This window comes from Labrys neptuniae (assembly GCF_040797145.1).
GTDB classification, from domain to species: Bacteria; Pseudomonadota; Alphaproteobacteria; order Rhizobiales; family Labraceae; genus Labrys; species Labrys neptuniae.
Genome location: NZ_JBFNQD010000009.1, coordinates 209,239 through 225,668 on the forward strand (window position 1 = coordinate 209,239; position 16,430 = coordinate 225,668).

Here is a 16,430-nt window from a genome sequence, read left to right on the forward strand (position 1 = left end):
CTTTCTCCACAAAGCAATGGACGAGCAAGTCCGCCCCAGGGAAGTGGCTTTGCAGGGCCTCGCTTGCTCTGTAAGAGGGGCGGGCCCTTTCCTCCAGAGCGGGATTTGGTGGAAAAGGCAGGAATCGCAAAGGCGCGCTTTGCTTCAGGAGACTTCTCCCATGGCCTTACTTCTGTGCATCACCCAGTGGGAGGTCGAGCCCTGGCTCGAACGGCTGCGCCGCCTGGCGCCGGACCGCGACATTAGGGCCTGGCCCGATGTCGGCAATCCCGCCGACATCACCTATGCGGCCGTCTGGAAGCAGCCGCCGGGCCTGCTGGCGAGCCTGCCCAACCTGAAGGGCATCATCTCGCTCGGCGCCGGCGTCGACCATGTCCTGTCCGATCCGACCTTGCCCAACCTGCCGCTCGGCCGCGTGGTGGACGACAACCTCACCACCCGCATGAGCGAATGGGTGGTGATGCATGCCCTCATCCATCTGCGCAACCAGGCCGACTACTATCTGCTGCAGCGCCAGAAGCTCTGGCGCGAGGTGATGCCCTCGCCGGCGGCCCATGAGTTGCGGGTGGGAGTGATGGGGCTGGGTGTGCTCGGCGTCGATGCCATCGGCAAACTCAAGACCATGGGCTTCGATGTCGCCGGCTGGAGCCGGACGCCCAAGCAGATCGAGGGCGTGAAGACCTATGCCGGCGACGAGCTCGATGCCTTCCTTGGCCGCACGGATCTCCTGGTCAGCCTCCTGCCGCTGACGCCGGAGACCAGGGGCATCCTCAACCGGGCCCTGTTCGAGAAGCTTGCCCATGACGGCGTGCTCGGCGCCCCCATCCTGATGAATGCCGGCCGCGGCGGCCTGCAGGTGGAGGCCGACATCATCTCGGCGCTCGACGAAGGCGTGCTGCGGGCCGCGACGCTGGACGTGTTCGAGACGGAACCGCTTCCGGTGGATAACCCGCTCTGGGAGCACCCGCGCGTGACGATTACGCCCCACAACTCGGCGATCTCGGACGAAGACGCGGTGGGGCGTTTCGTGCTGCGCCAGATCGAGCGCCATGAGCGCGGGCTGCCCTTCGATGCGCCTGTGGACGCCGCCCGCCACTATTGATGCGAAAATGACCTGCTGTTTCCCATAGTATTTTGATTTTGTTTGGGAAATTGAAGCCTGAGGACGTTTCGCGCGGATCGCTCCTTCGGCCTTCGGATGGCGGCGTGAAAATAATGTAACGTTGACGCCGCCGCCATACGGTCTTACCTAATGAGGGGGTGATCGCAGGGTGTGTCGCCAGTCATGGCTTGGGTTTGGCGGAGGCGATTTGGCCTCATCGACGCAAGCCATGACTGACGACACACGCTAAGGGTCACCACCCGGATGCAGGCCCCTTGGCCTGCCGTCTCAAGAAGCGGAGCGAAGCATGACGCTGCGTGTCTCAGGACAAAATCTCGACATTGGCGAAGCCTTGCGGACCCACGTTCAAGCGCGGGTCGCCGATAGCCTGTCGAAGTATTTTGACCAATCCTACACCGGCCAAGTCACCGTAAAGAAGGAGGGCACAGGTTTTCGGACTGATTGCCGCATTCACCTTCCCACCGGGCTCACCCTTCAGACCGAATCGATCGCGCATGACCCGCATGCCAGCGTCGATCTGGCGACGGAACGCCTGACCAAGCGGCTCAAACGCTACAAGCATCGCATCAAGGATTATCATGCCGGTCCGGACAACGCGACCGCGGCCGAGTCCACCGACTACGTCATTACCGCGCCGAGCGATGAGGAAAGCGCCGCCGAGGAGTTCACTCCGGTGATCGTGGCCGAGAACACCACCAAGATGAAGCGCCTGTCGGTGAGCGAGGCCGTTGTCGACCTCGATTTGACCGGCGCCGCGGCCCTCGTCTTCCGTCACGCTGGACATGGCCGCGTGAACGTGGTTTACCGCCGCCCCGACGGCCATATTGGCTGGATCGACCTGCCGCAGACAACGGCAGAGTCGACCTGACAGGCCCACCCGATCAAGCGCCCGCCTCCGAAGAATAGTTCTGAAGGGGCGGGCGCCAAGCTATTGAGCCGGCCCTTTCGCATGGGCTCCCGGCTCGAACCCCCACGAGGAATGCGATGCCTTTGAGTGATCTGCTGCCGCAGGATGCTGTGCTTCCGGCGCTGAGAGTAAACTCGAAAAAGCAGGCTCTGCAGGAAATCGCCGACCGTGCTGCTGCACTGACCGGCCTGGGCGAGCGAGAAATCTTCGATACGCTGCTCCAGAGAGAGCGCCTGGGATCGACCGGCGTCGGCAGCGGCATTGCCATTCCGCATGGCAAGCTGGCCAAGTTCAACCGGATCTTCGGCCTGTTCGCCCGCCTGGAGCGCCCGATCGACTTCGAGGCCCTGGATGGCCAGCCGGTCGACATCATCTTCCTGCTGCTGGCGCCCGAAAGCGCCGGTGCCGATCATCTGCGCGCCTTGTCGCGCATTGCCCGCATGCTGCGCGATCCCGGCATCGTACAGAAGCTGAGGGCCACCAGCGACGCAGCGGGCCTCTATTCGATCCTGTGCGAGGAGCCGGCATCGCACGCGGCTTGATTGATCGGAGCGCGGGCTTCCAGCCCGCTCTTTGAATGCAGATGCATGCAGGGGAGCAAGAGCGGGCAGGATGCCCGCGCTCCGCCCGTTCAGAAGTCTCCAAGCCCGAGCACGTCCGCCATCGAATAATAACCCGGCTTGCGGCCGAAGCCCCAGAGTACGGCCTTGAGGGCGCCCCTGGCGAACATGGTGCGGCTTTCGGCCTTGTGCGAGAATTCGAGCCGTTCGTTCTCGCCGGCGAAGATCACGCTGTGCTCGCCCACCACGGTGCCGCCGCGCAGTGTCGCAAAGCCGATATGACCCTTTTCGCGGGCGCCCGGATGGCCGTCGCGCACCCGGTCGGCATTGGCGTCGAGATCGATGCCGCGCCCTTCGGCGGCGGCCTGGCCCAGCATCAGGGCCGTGCCCGAGGGGGCGTCGACCTTGCGGTTGTGGTGCATTTCCAGGACTTCGATGTCGAAATCGGCATCCAGACTCTTGGCGACGCGCTTGACCACGGCGGCGAGCAGGTTGACGCCCAGGCTCATATTGCCGGACTGCACGATCACCGCGTGACGTGCCGCTGCCTTGAGACGGGCAAAGTCCTCCTTGGACAGGCCGGTGGTGCCGATCACATGCACGATACGCATCTGCGCCGCGAGAGCGGCCAGCTCGACGGTGGCGGCCGGGGCCGTGAAGTCGATGATGCCCTCGGCCGAGGTCAGCAGGCTGAGCGGATCGTCGGTAACGACGACGCCGTTGGCGTCGAGCCCGGCAAGCCGGCCCGCATCCTGGCCGATGGCGGGTGATCCCGTTCGCTCGATGGCGCCGGCGAGCACGACGCCCGGCGTCTCCGCGATCATGCGGATCAGGGTCTGCCCCATGCGCCCGGAGGCGCCTGCTACGACGAGCCGCATATCGGCCATGGTGAACTCCTTGCTTGCCGGGCGCGCGGACGTTCCATCCATAGGCGCTGGGAAAAGTGAAGGGCGCGACGCCAGCCACCCCTTCGCCCCGTTCTTACGGGGGAGATGGTAAGGATGAGGGGCGGCGCGACCGGATAGTCTGGACGCTTTGCGCAGTCCCTCACCCTTACCCTCTCCCCGCTTCGCAGGGCGAGGGAGACCTGACCGTTGCGCTTCTTCGCCGGTCTACCATCTCGCCCGACCGTTGTCCTAGAGCGTTTTTCAGAAAAGTTGATAGACCTTTCGATGAAGAAGGCGCACCAAAACAAGGAGTTAGAGAAAAGGTGCGATTAGCCGCGCGTGCGGGGTCATCTCAATGCCAACTCCATGATGATCGCCGTCGCCGGCGGTCCCTTGGCCCGGGCATAATAGGCTTGCCGCCTTGCGATCTCGTTGAAGCCATGGCGCTGATAAAGGCGGAGTGCCGCGACATTGTCTTCGGCGACCTCCAGGAACACCTTGTGCGCCCCTGCCGCTGCCAGCCGGCCGAGATGATGCTGCAGCAACAGGGTCGCCAGTCCCGCGCGTCGCGAGGATGGCGCGACGGCGACGGTGAGGATCTCGGCCTCGTCCACCACCAGGCGCGACAGGGCAAAGCCCGTCGGCGCTCCCTTGCCGCCCGGGCGGGAGAGATGGGCGATCGTCAGGCGATCGGCCAGCATGCGCTCGAACTCATGCGCATCCCAGCCGCGTTCGAAACCCGAGGCATGGATGGCGGCAAGACCTGCTGCATCGCCGGCCCTGGCATCGGTGACGACGGGAGGCTGTTTGCGGCCGAACCAGCTCATCGCCGTCTCCTCATAGCCGCGCGATCTGGCCGTTCTGCTGCGGCGTCGCGTCGGCCGGCTTGAGGTAGGTTGGCCTGGGCGGCGAGTCCGCGGGGTCGGCGAGCAGGCCGAGCCTGGCCACCCAGTCTATATCCGGCGCCGGGCTGGCATCGACGATCTGGCCGGCCGTACCGGCGGCCTTGGCTTCCTCGAACAGCAGCGGGGCAGCCGGCCCGGCCATCTTCACCGTCGCGGGGCCGAGCACGCGGGCCGCCTCGCGCAAGGGGATGCAGCCGGCCTCGACGATGCTGCGGCCGCGATTGGAGAAGAGTTCGAAATAGACATGGCCATGGCGCGCATCGATGGCGACGGCGACATGCTGGCCGTCATTCTCGTCGATATGGGGCGCGGCGATCGCCGCCAGGGTGGAGATGCCGACACAGGGCACGCGCAGCGACAAGGCGAAGGCCCGCGCCGCCGAGATGGCGACGCGCAGCCCGGTGAAGGAACCCGGCCCGACCGTGGTGGCGACCCGGTCGATCAGGGCAAACCCGCCCGAACGCTCGACGACATCGCGCACCAGTGGAATCAGCGCCTCGGCCTGGCCGCGCGCCATCGGCAATGTCTGCGAGACGATGGCGCCGTCGTCGGAATCGAACACGCTGGCCGAGCAGGCTTCGAGGGCTGTGTCGATGGCCAGGATACGCATGGAAAACACCTATGGCGCTTTACGATTTGGTGGATACCGGCAATCGCAACGACGCGTTCGAACGAGGAGCGAGAGCAAAAGAGCGCTTCCGTTTAAACGCGCTTTGCTCCAGGGGAGGGCCGGACCGTCCGGCAGCCGCCAAATTCCAGCGATATCGCAGGAGTTGGTGCCTGTGCAACGCTTTCCTGGGAATGCAGGCATCACAGGGGGCTCTCTCCCGGCAGTGCCCTCTCCCAGGTATTTCATTCTCCAAATGCGACGCGCCCTAAAGCGTTTTGCGATTTGATGGAATCACTTCGAATCGCAAAGACGCGTCTGAACAAAGAGTTAGAGAAAATAAGCGTTTATACTTGAACGCGTTTTGCCCTAAGGCACCAGCAGGTAGATCGGCAGATAGCCCTGGTTCTGCAGCAGTTCGACCAGTTCGGCTACCGGAAAGGCGGCCAGGAACAGGCAGGCGTCGAGGAAGGTGCGCGTCACCAGCGAGGTCTGGATCTCCAGCGTCGGCACCGAGCGCCAGAGCGCGAAATTCGGCACGAAGCGGGGGACGCGGGCGCAATAGGCGTCATAGACCGCGCCGAACTTGTCGTGGAGGAACTGTTCCTCCTTGTGCGTCACGATGGTGAAGATCACCACCGTGATGGTGAAGACCAATGCCGCGGTGGTGACGGTGCCGAACTGGGCCCCTGCGCCGGCGGCACCGATGAAGGAGAAGAGGTAGAGCGGATTGCGGCAGATCGAATAGGGACCGTCCTCGACGATCAGCTGCTTCTTGCGTCCGCCGATATAGAGGGAGCACCAGGTGCGTCCGACGATGGCCACCACGATCAGCACCAGCCCGATGCTTTCGATGGTCTCGTGGAAACCGTGGCCGGCCTCGTCCTGCCAGAGGGAGTCGGTGAACAGCAGCACCACGAAGCCGAGTACGCCCAGGAGGCCGAGCACGATCCGGCGTATGGTCTGCACGGCATTGATGTCGACGGGAGTGCCGACATTGCCGCTGTCCTTGATATTGTTCATGAATCTGCTCGATTGGGGTTCCGGTCGCGCGACCAGCTCCCCAGCGTCACGCCAATGCCATCGTCCCGACACGGGACCGTCACGACTCTAGAGCAAAGCGCGTCTGGACGAAACGCCGTTTTGCTCCAACTCTTTGCTTCCAAGCCAATCCTTTCGGATTGGCTGAAACGTCTTTGCGATTCCTGGCGATTCCGCCAAATCGCACTTTGCTCTAGCGCGCCGCGTCGCGATCGTCCCTGCCGGCGCGCTGCCGCTGCTTCAAGCCGGGCGGTCGGGAATGGTGATCCGGAACGTCGCGCCGCCTCGGTCCGCCGTCTGCTCGAGCAGAGAGAGCGTGCCGCCATGGGCGCGCACGAGCTCGGCGGCGATCGCGAGGCCGAGGCCGGAGCCACCGGGGCGTGTGGAGCCCGAAAAGGCCTCGAACAGCTTCTGGCCGGCCTTCACCGAGACACCCGGACCATTGTCTGCCACGTCGATGGTCACGACGGCACCGTTCCGCCGCCCGCCGATCTCGATCCGGTTCGGCGAGGCGTCGGGTGCGACATGGCCGTCCAGGGCCTGCACGGCATTGCGGCACAGATTGAGCAGGACGCGTGAGAGCTGATCGGCGTCGGCATCGATCTGCAGGTCGGGCTCGAGCGTCTCCACCCAGATCAGCCGATCGTTCGCCTCGCCGAGGCCGAGCAACTGGCGTGTATCGGCGACGATGGGGGCGAGGGCGATCCGCCGTCGCGTGGGCAGTGGTTCGGAGGCGAGCCCATAGGACAGCGTCGACTGGCAGAAGGCGATAGCCCGGCCGATGGTCTGGATCAGTTTCGGCGCCAGCCGCTGCACGATGGGATCGTCGGTCTCGGTCAGGCGGTCGGAAAAGAGCTGCGCGGCCGCCAGCATGTTGCGCAGGTCGTGATTGATCTTGGAAACGGCGAGGCCGAGCGCCGCCAGGCGGCTCTTTTGCTGCAACATGCCGTGGAGCTGGCGCTGCATGGCGGCGAATTCGCGTTCCGCCACGCCGATTTCGTCGCTGCGGCCGGAAGCACGGATCACGCCTGCCTCATCCTCGGGGTCGGCGGCAAAACGCATCATGGCGCCGGTGAGCCGGCGCATCGGGCGCACGATGAACAAGCTGAGGGTGAGATAGATCAGGCCGGCGGTGATGGTGGAAATGGCGAGCGTGATCACCAGCCAGCGCCGGGCGAAGTCGTACATGCCCTGCTGGAGCGGCGTCTCGTCGACGACGATCTCGACATATTGCCCGTGCATGGGCGCATCGCCGACGACGCGGATGAAGCGACCCCTGGGCGCCAGCAGCGTGTCGAGCGCGTCGCCGATCGCCTCCATCGCCGTGAGGCTGCGCAGATCGGTGGCGATGGCCACGGTGGGAGGCATGTCGGAGGAAGCGAGCAATCGCTTGCTGTCGTCGGTCTTCAACGCCACCATCTTGGCACCCACCGAGGCAAGGATCTGCCGGGCGAGATCATCGGAAACCATGCCGTCGGGCGCCGCTTCCAGCACCAGCGCGGCGGTGATGGCGGAAGCGATGCGGTTGGAAAGCCAGTTGCGCCGATAGTTCGCCACCACCGGCAGGTAGACCAGCACCTCGGCCAGCAGGCCGAACAGGATGGTGAGCACGAGCAGGCGGGCCGACAGTCCGAAGCGGCCGGGCCTGTTGCCGGGCGGGGGGCTGGTGGTGGTGGAACGGGGCACGTCTTTGCCTTAAAGGAATTTAGGGAGGCTCGCCAGTGGGCTTGATGCGGTACACTTGCGTGTCTTCGAGTTGGCACAACCTTTGTCATTGCCGGGCTTGACCCGGCAATCCAGCCTCTTGCTCGATTGCGTCGGGGGACTGGATAGCCGGGTCAAGCCCGGCAATGACAAATCGGAGCGGTGTCTCCTCAAGCGAACGGCGTTCCACCCGCGCTTGCTTTTTTCTGGCTTTTTGGCCGCGCTTCGACTATAGGGCCGCATCCCGGCGCTGATGCGCTGGTTTTTGCCCGCCCCCGCCGACCCCGCTGGACGACATCCCGGCCGGGCCTTGGTGGACGGCGATCCTGGCCAGACGGCCCTTTCGTCGCAAGACGGTATCAGCAATCGCGCGCTCCGCGCCGCGATGCTTCATGAAAGGACGACCCGATGTCGATCAGCCAAGAGCGTAAGACCGCGCTCATCAAGGAATATGGCGCCAAGGCCGGTGACACCGGTTCTTCGGAAGTCCAGATCGCGATTCTCACCGAGCGCATCGTCAATCTGACCGGCCATTTCAAGTCGCATGTGAAGGACAACCACTCCCGTCGTGGCCTTCTCAAGATGGTGGCTCTGCGCCGCTCGCTGCTCGACTATCTCAAGTCGCGCGACGAAGCCCGCTACAAGTCGATCATCGAGCGTCTCGGCATCCGCCGCTAAGACTGATCAAGCCCGGAAGGCTCCATGCCTTTCGGGCTGTTCCATTTCAAGACCGGGACGCGGCGGCATGGGGCCGGCGCGAAAGCCCACGAGACCGGATAGGCAGCAGGCCATGGCAGGATCGCAGGAAGCAACCCTCGGACGTTGAACGCCAGGATGCTTCCCGCCATCTTGCGATGGCTGCTTTTGTTTCAGGCGCCATTGGTTGACGCCCTGCCTCATCCGGTCGATCCACAAGAGTAGGATTGATCCTTAATGTTCACAATTTATCGCGAAGAGCTGGAATGGGCCGGCCGCAAGCTGACCCTCGAAACCGGCAAGATCGCCCGTCAGGCCGACGGCGCCGTGCTTGCCACCTATGGCGACACCACGGTACTGGCCACTGTCGTCTCGGCCAAGGAGCCGAAGGCCGGCGTCGATTTCTTCCCGCTGACCGTCAACTACCAGGAAAAGGCCTTCGCGGCCGGCCGCATCCCCGGCGGCTATTTCAAGCGTGAAGGCCGCCCCTCCGAGCGCGAGACCCTGATCTCCCGCCTGATCGACCGCCCGATCCGCCCGCTCTTCGTCGACGGCTATCGCAACGACACCCAGGTCATCGTCACTGTCCTGTCGCATGACCTGATCAACGACACCGACGTCGTCTCGATGGTCGCCGCCTCGGCGGCCCTCACGCTGTCCGGCGTGCCCTTCATGGGCCCGGTCGGCGCTGCCAGCGTCGGTTTCATCGACGGCGCCCTCAAGCTCAACCCGACCATCGACGAGATGAAGGAATCCTCGCTCGAACTCGTGGTCGCCGGCACCGCCGACGCCGTGCTGATGGTCGAGTCGGAAGCCAAGGAACTCTCCGAGCAGACCATGCTCGAGGCCGTGATGCTCGGCCACAAGGGCTTCCAGCCGGTGATCGAGGCGATCATCCGCCTGGCCGAAAAGGCCGCCAAGGAGCCGCGCGACTTCCAGCCTGCCGATCGTTCCGAGCTGGAGAAGGCCATGCTCGGCGTGGTCGAGGCCGATCTGCGCGCCGCCTATGCGATCACCGCCAAGCAGCAGCGCTATGCCGCCGTCGACGCCGCCAAGGCCAAGGTCGTCGCCCACTTCCTGCCGGAAGGCGTCGAGAATCCTGCCTATACCAAGCAGGAAATCGCCGAGGTGTTCAAGGAGCTGCAGGCCAAGGTCGTGCGCTGGAACATCCTCGACACCGGTACCCGCATCGACGGCCGCGACGTGAAGACGGTGCGCGCCATCGTCGCCGAAGCCGGCATCCTGCCGCGTACCCATGGTTCGGCCCTGTTCACCCGCGGCGAGACCCAGGCCCTGGCCGTCGCCACGCTGGGAACCGGCGATGACGAGCAGTTCGTCGACAGCCTGGAAGGCACCTACAAGCAGCGCTTCATGCTGCATTACAACTTCCCGCCCTATTCGGTCGGCGAGACCGGCCGCATGGGTTCGCCCGGCCGCCGCGAGATCGGCCATGGCAAGCTGGCTTGGCGCGCCGTCCATCCGATGCTGCCCCCGCAGCACGAGTTCCCCTACACCATCCGCGTCGTCTCCGAGATCACCGAGTCCAACGGCTCGTCCTCGATGGCCACGGTTTGCGGCACCTCGCTGGCCCTGATGGACGCCGGCGTGCCGCTGCGCGCCCCGGTTGCCGGCATCGCCATGGGCCTGATCCTGGAAGGCGAGCGCTTTGCCGTGCTCTCCGACATCCTGGGTGACGAGGACCATCTCGGTGACATGGACTTCAAGGTGGCCGGCACCGAAGGCGGCATCACCTCGCTGCAGATGGACATCAAGATCGCCGGCATCACCGAAGAGATCATGAAGGTCGCGCTGGAGCAGGCCAAGGGTGGCCGCCTCCACATCCTCGGCGAGATGGCCAAGGCCCTGTCCGGCGCCCGCGCCGAGCTCGGCGAGCATGCCCCGCGCATCGAAGTGATCACCATCCCGGTCGACAAGATCCGCGAAGTGATCGGCTCGGGCGGCAAGGTCATCCGCGAGATCGTCGAGAAGACCGGCGCCAAGGTCGACATCCAGGACGACGGCACCATCAAGGTCGCCTCGGCTTCGGGCACCGCGATCAAGGCCGCGATCAACTGGATCAAGTCGATTGCTTCCGAGCCCGAGCTCAATGCCATCTATGACGGCACCGTGGTCAAGACCACCGATTTCGGCGCCTTCGTCAACTTCTTCGGCGCCAAGGACGGCCTGGTTCACATCTCGCAGCTGGCTGCGAACCGCGTGAACAAGGTCACCGACGTGGTCAAGGAAGGCGACAAGGTCAAGGTCAAGCTGCTCGGCTTCGACGAGCGCGGCAAGGTCCGCCTGTCGATGAAGGCCGTCGACCAGGCCACCGGCGAAGACCTGGAAAAGAAGGCCAAGGCCGAAGGCGAAGCCGCTGCCGAGTAAGGCGGGCTTTCAAGCCAGTGAATTGGAAAGGGCGGCCCGGCGGGCCGCCCTTTTTGTTGTCGCCCCGTTCAGGCTGCGTTGGCCTGTCCGACCCGATAACGTGCGGCCGGCTTGGGATGCGAGAGGTTCGGCGACAACGCCTTGCGGGCTGCCTCGTAGCTCGTCCAGTCGGCGATGTCGGGCAGGGCCGGGATGGTGGCGAGTTCGCCCTGGTTGAGGCCGGTGAGGGCGGCATCCACCATGTTCTCGGCCGACATCACGCCGACGCTTTCCGGCAATTGCTCGACGGGCACGCCGAGGACATTCCAGAAATCGGTGGCGGTGGCACCGGGCAGGACGGCCTGGACGCGGATGTTCTTGTCGGCAAGTTCGTGGTGCAGGCTCTGGCTGAAGGCGAGCACATAGGCCTTGCTGCCGCCATAGACCCCGTTCAGCAGCTCCGGTGCGATCGCCACGATGGAGGCGATGTTGACGATGGTGCCGCCGCCGCGCTCGACCAGGCCGGGGACTGCGGCATAGGTCAGCCGGGTAAGCGCGGTGACGTTGAGGCCGATCATCTCCTCCATCTTCTCGACCGAGGCCTGGAGCAAGGGCGCCGCGCTGCCGAAGCCGGCATTGTTGACGAGCCCGGTGATGCTCTTGTCGCTCTTCAGCACGGCCTCGACGGCGGCAAGGCCCTCCTTGGCGTTGAGATCGGCGGCGAGGATGCGGACCTCGCGGCCGGTCGTCCTGCCGAGGCGATCGGCGAGGGCCTTGAGCTTGTCCTCGCTGCGGGCGACCAGGATCAGGTCATAGCCGCGATGGGCGAGACGGTCGGCATAGACGGCGCCGATGCCGGAGGAGGCGCCCGTGATCAGCACGGTGCCTTTGGAGGTGGCGGACACTTTGGAGGCGGAGGACATGGGAAATCTCCATGGGTTGCAATGGCTGGAGATTAGATCCGCTGGCTTTTGTCTCAAATGTCATATATGCCACCTTTCAGGACAAGAACGGAGGCGTTCATGCAACGCGTCGGCTTTCTGATTTCACCCAATTTCCAGATGATGAGCTTTGCCGCGCTTTCGGCCTTCGAATTCGCCAATTATGCGGCGGACAAGGCGCTCTACGACATCGTCATCGTCTCGGAGAGCGGCGGCCCCGTGCGAAGTTCGATCGGCCCCAAGCTCGACAGTCTTTGCTTCGGCGAGCCTGACTTCGATACGCTGGTGGTCTGCGGCACGCCCGATGTCGATCCGCCGACGCCTGAGGTCGTCGATTATGTGCGGCGGTCGCCGGCGCGGTCGCGACGTGTCGCTTCAATCTGCACCGGCGCCTTCGTGCTCGCCGAGGCGGGGCTGCTCGATGGCCGGCGCGTGACCACCCATTGGCTTTGGGCACGCGATCTGCAGGCCCGCTTCCCGCGGCTCAAGGTGGATGAAGACCGCATCTTCATCGCCGACGGCCAGATCTGGACCTCGGCGGGCATGAGCGCGGGAGTCGATCTCGCCCTCGGCATGGTGGAGGAGGACCACGGCGCCGAGCTCGCCCGCATCGTGGCCCGCCAGCTCGTGCTCTATCACCGGCGTGGTGGCGGCCAGTCGCAACATTCCAACCTGCTCGACCTCGACGCCAAGTCGGACCGGATCCAGACGGCGCTTACCTATGCCAGGCGCAATCTGCACACGCCGCTGACGGTAGAGCAGCTTGCCGAGGTCGCCCATCTCAGCCCGCGCCAGTTCAGCCGCGCCTTTCGCGCCGAGACCGGCCAGTCGCCGGCCAAGGCCGTGGAGACTCTGCGCGTCGAGGCGGCGCGGCTGATGATGGAGCAGACCCTGCATCCCATCGACATCGTGGCTCAGGAAACCGGATTCGCCGATCGCGAGCGTATGCGGCGCGCCTTCCTGCGCGCCTTCGGCCAGCCGCCGCAGGCGATCCGGCGGCTGGCCAAGGGCGCTGCGGCGTGACGGTGCGGCGCTCGACTGTTTCGGACGTATCCTGGCAGCGGGCATGGCCGTGTTAGAGACGAGCCTGGGGCGGCGAAAGCGCCGGCCGATCATCCGGAGAGAATTCATGTCGCGCTGTCTGCGTCTTCTATTCCTCGCTTTTTCCTGCGTTTCCTCGCCAGCCCTGGCCGCGCAGGACAAGGCCGGTATGCCCTATCCCGCCGAGGCGCAGGGCGTGTGGACCCGCGACGTCGAGAGTTGCACCAGCAAGAAGGATTTGCGCGGCGAGGACCCGATCCGGATCGCGGTCGAGGGTAGGGAATGGACGGAGGAGGGCAGCATCGCGCGAGCCGGTGCCGTCACGCAGATCGCCAAGGATCCGCCGACCTGGCGCCTGCAGGTTTCGGAAGACAGCGAGGGGGAGACCTTCGACTACACGGTCATCCTGGTGAAGATCGGCAAGGAGCTGGCGACGGTTTCCCACGCCACCGTCGACGGCGAGAAAACGCCGCTGGTGCATACCTATCGCAAATGCGGATAGGATCGACCTATGGCGTTTTTTGCTGAAAGCCGCTCGATGCCCGCCAAATGCGCTGAAATCGGGCGTTTGCGCCACCCCGCCTGTTGCTTTTCTCCCTGCATGTCGCTATAGACCCGGCTTCCCCGCATCGACCGGCTGATAAGGGCTGCCGTGGCGATGTTGTTGGCTCGGGCGCTTTTCCAAAAGCACACGGCTTACCGGTGGCGGAACCCACAAGGTTTCGGCGCCTTTTTTATTCGGAGACGAGCAAAATGCCCAAGATGAAGACCAAGTCGGGCGCCAAAAAGCGCTTCAAGATCACGGGATCGGGCAAAGTGGTGCACGCTCAGCAGGGCAAGCGCCACGGCATGATCAAGCGTACCAACAAGCAGATCCGCAAGCTTCGCGGCACGCGCGTCCTCTTTAAGACGGACGGCGAAAACGTGAAGAAGTATTTCCTGCCGAACGGCTGATCGCCACGGCAACGCGAAACCTTAAGGAGATCAGCAGATGGCACGCGTGAAACGGGGCGTTACCGCCCATGCGAAGCACAAGAAGACACTCGACGCGGCGAAGGGCTTTTACGGCCGCCGCAAGAACACGATCCGTATCGCCAAGCAGGCGGTCGATCGTTCGATGCAATACGCCTATATCGGCCGCAAGCTCAAGAAGCGCAACATGCGCGCTCTGTGGATCCAGCGCGTCAATGCCGCTGTCCGCGAGCTCGGCCTGACCTATTCGAAGTTCATTGCCGGCCTGGCCAAGGCTGGTATCGAGATCGACCGCAAGGTGCTTTCCGACCTCGCCATCCGCGAGCCGGAAGCCTTCAAGGCCCTGGTCGAGAAGGTCAAGGCTGCCGCCTGAGCGCCCTTGATCGAACATGTTTCCTGAAAAACCCGCCGCGGCAACGCGGCGGGTTTTTCTTTTGGGCTTTCGAACCACGCCGAAGCCTGCACACTGAGGCAAGCCCCGGCAGCGATTCGGAGGTGCCGGCATGGCAGCGAAGTCGAAATTCACGGCAGCGACCCTTGCCGAACTCGGACCGGCCAAGCTGGCGGAGCTGATTGTCGAGGAGGCGCAGGCCAATCCCGCCTTCCGCAAGCGGGTGATCGCGGCGTTGGCCGGCACGCAGGGGCCCGAGGCCGTCGCCAAGCTGGTGGAACGGCGCCTTGCGGCCCTGGAGAAAGCGCGCTCCTTCATCGACTGGCCCAGGATCAAGGAATTCGAGAAGGATCTGGCGGCGACGCTGGCCAGCATCACCGACGAGATCGGCCCCGCCTCGGCTCCGCTCGCCATCGATCTCCTGCTGCGTTTCCTTGCCACTGCCGGCGGTGTTTTCGCGCGAACCTTGTCCTCCGGCCGCCTGGAAGACCTCTATGGCGCGGCGGCTGCAGCGCTCGGACCGCTGGCGGTTCGGCTCGAACCGGCCGATCGGGCCGGCCTGCCCGACAGGGTGATGACCTTCGTTGACTGGGCCGGCGATGTCGCGCCCGGCATAATCGCCTCTCTCCTGGAGCGGGCCTCGGCGCATGATCTCGATCGATGGGATCGCCTGCTGGCGGACAAGGTCGTGGCGCTGAAATCGGCCTATGCGGCGCATTCCTATCGGGAGTTGCGCCAGACCATCGCTCTGCAGCGGGGCGATCTCGATGGCTGGGTCGCCCTGGAAAGCCAGAAGCCCGGCCAGCTCCGCGACGGGCTTGCCGTTGCGGAAAGGCTGCTCGATGCCGGGCGGGCCGAGGAAGCGCTGGCCTGGCTCGATATCGAGGAGCCGTCACGGCTGGCTTATGCCGATGCCCTGGATCTGGCGGACGGCGTGACAAAACGGGATTTCCGTCTGCCGGCCAGGAGCGCCCTCAAGGCTCGCATCCTGGAGGCGCTCGGCCGCGGGCAGGAGGCCCAGGATCTGCGCTGGGCGACTTTCGAGGTGACGCTCAATCCCGATATTCTGCGCGCTTATCTGACCAGGCTCGACGATTTCGCCGAGTTCGAGGTTCTCGACAGGGCGTTCTCCCATGCCCTGGCCGCGAAGACGCGCTACCGCGCGCTCTATTTCCTGAGCGAGTGGCCGCGACTGGATTACGCCGCCCGGCTGGTGCTCGATTTCGGGCTGGTCTGGGATGGTAGGCACTACCAGGTGCTGCAATCGGTGGCGGATCGGCTGCAGGAAGAGCAGCCTTTGGCCGCGACCCTGCTCTACCGCGCCCTGGTGGAAGAGATCCTGACGAAAGGCAAATCGGCCGCCTATGGCCATGGTGCCGCCTATCTCGCCAGGCTGGACGATCTGGCGACACGGCTCGATCCCGCAGCGCTGGCGAAGCTCGGCCGGCTCAGCCATGCCGATTGGCAGGCTTATCTACGCCAGCAGCATGGCCGCAAGGCGAGTTTCTGGGCGCATGTCGCCAAATAGCCGATACGAGCCCGATCTTGCGATGATGAAGGCGGTGGGTTTCCTGTTCCCTGGAGAATGGCGGCCCTATCCACGCGCCGATAGATAGGTTCGGTTGCGGAACCGTCCGGGAGGGCTGCATGGCCGGCAAGTCACTCATGATCGGATTGCTCGTCGCCATCGCCGCCAGCCAGGTGCAGGCGGAGGAGGCGCTTCCCGAGCCGTTCGTGCGGGCCTGGCAGGCTTGCCAGGACAGGATGGCGAGCCAGCCCGATGACTGGATCGGCTGGCGGCGCGACTTCTTCAACGGCTATGGCGACAACTTCGCCTATTGGAGCCAGGAAATGGCCATTGCCGGGCAGCCGGCGGTGTTGCGGACGGAGACGCTGATCGACGGCATCCACGCCGTTTCCGCGATCTATTGTTTCCAGGTCGATGGCCGGCCTGCGCTCACGCATACCGTCATGACGACGGTCAACAGTGCGGAGGGGCCGAATCGGGATGCCCGCCTGAAGCGTGAAGGCTGGGTTTTCTTCAAGCCCGATGGCTCGCTCGACAAGGTGATCGGCCGGCTCGTCGACGACACGGGGAAAAGCCGTCGCCTCGACGAGGCCGGCTGGGTGCCGGGACGCGGCTGCGACCAGCAGAAAGTCTTCCTGTTCGAGCGCGCCGATGACGTCACCAAGGCCTATGTGGCCGAGATGGGCAACATCGAAGGCCAAAGGCCGGCGTTCAAGCCGAAGGAGCTGAACTGGTGCGACAAGGCGCAGACGCCTTGAGAGCC

At 64.7% G+C, this 16,430-nt stretch carries 17 protein-coding genes; 11 read left to right on the forward strand and 6 right to left on the reverse strand.

What is annotated here, in order from left to right; all coding sequences use genetic code 11:
• Positions 1-160: 160 nt before the first annotated feature.
• From ABXS05_RS23750 to ptsN, 3 genes are all read left to right on the forward strand, one after another.
• Positions 161-1,102, forward strand: coding sequence for a 2-hydroxyacid dehydrogenase (locus tag ABXS05_RS23750; protein WP_311943856.1), 942 nt, complete (start codon positions 161-163; stop codon positions 1,100-1,102).
• 307 nt (positions 1,103-1,409) lie between these two features.
• Entirely contained in the window at positions 1,410-1,991 is a 582-nt protein-coding gene (hpf, locus tag ABXS05_RS23755; RefSeq protein ID WP_068290666.1) for a ribosome hibernation-promoting factor, HPF/YfiA family, read from the forward strand.
• A gap of 116 nt (positions 1,992-2,107) precedes the next feature.
• Positions 2,108-2,572 carry a PTS IIA-like nitrogen regulatory protein PtsN gene (ptsN, locus tag ABXS05_RS23760; protein ID WP_311943858.1) on the forward strand — a complete coding sequence of 155 codons (465 nt, stop codon included), beginning with the start codon at positions 2,108-2,110 and terminating at the stop codon, positions 2,570-2,572.
• Between the two features lie 89 nt (positions 2,573-2,661).
• Here the strand turns inward: ptsN and dapB are convergent, their stop codons facing one another.
• The 5 genes from dapB to ABXS05_RS23785 form a co-directional block, all read right to left on the reverse strand.
• Positions 2,662-3,477 (reverse strand): 4-hydroxy-tetrahydrodipicolinate reductase, encoded by an 816-nt coding sequence (dapB, locus tag ABXS05_RS23765; protein ID WP_367625592.1) that lies wholly within the window; start codon positions 3,475-3,477, stop codon positions 2,662-2,664.
• Positions 3,478-3,824: 347 nt separating this feature from the next.
• Positions 3,825-4,304: a ribosomal protein S18-alanine N-acetyltransferase gene (rimI, locus tag ABXS05_RS23770; RefSeq protein ID WP_367625593.1), complete on the reverse strand. Its 480-nt coding sequence runs from the start codon at positions 4,302-4,304 to the stop codon at positions 3,825-3,827.
• Positions 4,305-4,314: 10 nt separating this feature from the next.
• Positions 4,315-4,992 carry a tRNA (adenosine(37)-N6)-threonylcarbamoyltransferase complex dimerization subunit type 1 TsaB gene (tsaB, locus tag ABXS05_RS23775; protein ID WP_311943862.1) on the reverse strand — a complete coding sequence of 226 codons (678 nt, stop codon included), beginning with the start codon at positions 4,990-4,992 and terminating at the stop codon, positions 4,315-4,317.
• 366 nt (positions 4,993-5,358) lie between these two features.
• Positions 5,359-6,012 carry a methyltransferase family protein gene (locus ABXS05_RS23780; protein ID WP_311943863.1) on the reverse strand — a complete coding sequence of 218 codons (654 nt, stop codon included), beginning with the start codon at positions 6,010-6,012 and terminating at the stop codon, positions 5,359-5,361.
• A gap of 258 nt (positions 6,013-6,270) precedes the next feature.
• Entirely contained in the window at positions 6,271-7,716 is a 1,446-nt protein-coding gene (locus ABXS05_RS23785) for a sensor histidine kinase (RefSeq protein ID WP_367625594.1), read from the reverse strand.
• Positions 7,717-8,142: 426 nt separating this feature from the next.
• Between ABXS05_RS23785 and rpsO the strand changes: the two genes are divergently transcribed.
• Together rpsO and pnp are read left to right on the forward strand one after the other, a co-directional pair.
• Entirely contained in the window at positions 8,143-8,412 is a 270-nt protein-coding gene (rpsO, locus tag ABXS05_RS23790; RefSeq protein WP_311943867.1) for a 30S ribosomal protein S15, read from the forward strand.
• Positions 8,413-8,667: 255 nt separating this feature from the next.
• On the forward strand, positions 8,668-10,815 hold the full coding sequence (pnp, locus tag ABXS05_RS23795) for a polyribonucleotide nucleotidyltransferase (protein WP_367625595.1): 2,148 nt from the start codon (positions 8,668-8,670) through the stop codon (positions 10,813-10,815).
• Positions 10,816-10,883: 68 nt separating this feature from the next.
• Here pnp and ABXS05_RS23800 read toward each other — a convergent pair whose 3' ends face one another.
• Positions 10,884-11,699, reverse strand: coding sequence for an SDR family NAD(P)-dependent oxidoreductase (locus tag ABXS05_RS23800; protein ID WP_367625631.1), 816 nt, complete (start codon positions 11,697-11,699; stop codon positions 10,884-10,886).
• Positions 11,700-11,816: 117 nt separating this feature from the next.
• Here ABXS05_RS23800 and ABXS05_RS23805 point away from each other — a divergent pair, with 117 nt between their 5' ends.
• The 6 genes from ABXS05_RS23805 to ABXS05_RS23830 all read left to right on the forward strand — a co-directional run bounded on the left by ABXS05_RS23805 (position 11,817) and on the right by ABXS05_RS23830 (position 16,425).
• Positions 11,817-12,758, forward strand: coding sequence for a GlxA family transcriptional regulator (locus ABXS05_RS23805; protein WP_367625596.1), 942 nt, complete (start codon positions 11,817-11,819; stop codon positions 12,756-12,758).
• Between the two features lie 106 nt (positions 12,759-12,864).
• On the forward strand, positions 12,865-13,278 hold the full coding sequence (locus ABXS05_RS23810) for a hypothetical protein (RefSeq protein WP_367625597.1): 414 nt from the start codon (positions 12,865-12,867) through the stop codon (positions 13,276-13,278).
• 251 nt (positions 13,279-13,529) lie between these two features.
• Positions 13,530-13,730 (forward strand): 50S ribosomal protein L35, encoded by a 201-nt coding sequence (gene rpmI, locus ABXS05_RS23815; protein ID WP_311943873.1) that lies wholly within the window; start codon positions 13,530-13,532, stop codon positions 13,728-13,730.
• Between the two features lie 37 nt (positions 13,731-13,767).
• Positions 13,768-14,121 carry a 50S ribosomal protein L20 gene (gene rplT / locus ABXS05_RS23820; RefSeq protein WP_311943875.1) on the forward strand — a complete coding sequence of 118 codons (354 nt, stop codon included), beginning with the start codon at positions 13,768-13,770 and terminating at the stop codon, positions 14,119-14,121.
• Between the two features lie 130 nt (positions 14,122-14,251).
• Positions 14,252-15,667, forward strand: coding sequence for a DUF6880 family protein (locus ABXS05_RS23825; RefSeq protein ID WP_367625598.1), 1,416 nt, complete (start codon positions 14,252-14,254; stop codon positions 15,665-15,667).
• A 119-nt stretch (positions 15,668-15,786) separates the two neighbouring features.
• Entirely contained in the window at positions 15,787-16,425 is a 639-nt protein-coding gene (locus tag ABXS05_RS23830) for a hypothetical protein (protein ID WP_367625599.1), read from the forward strand.
• The last annotated feature ends 5 nt before the right edge of the window (positions 16,426-16,430 follow it).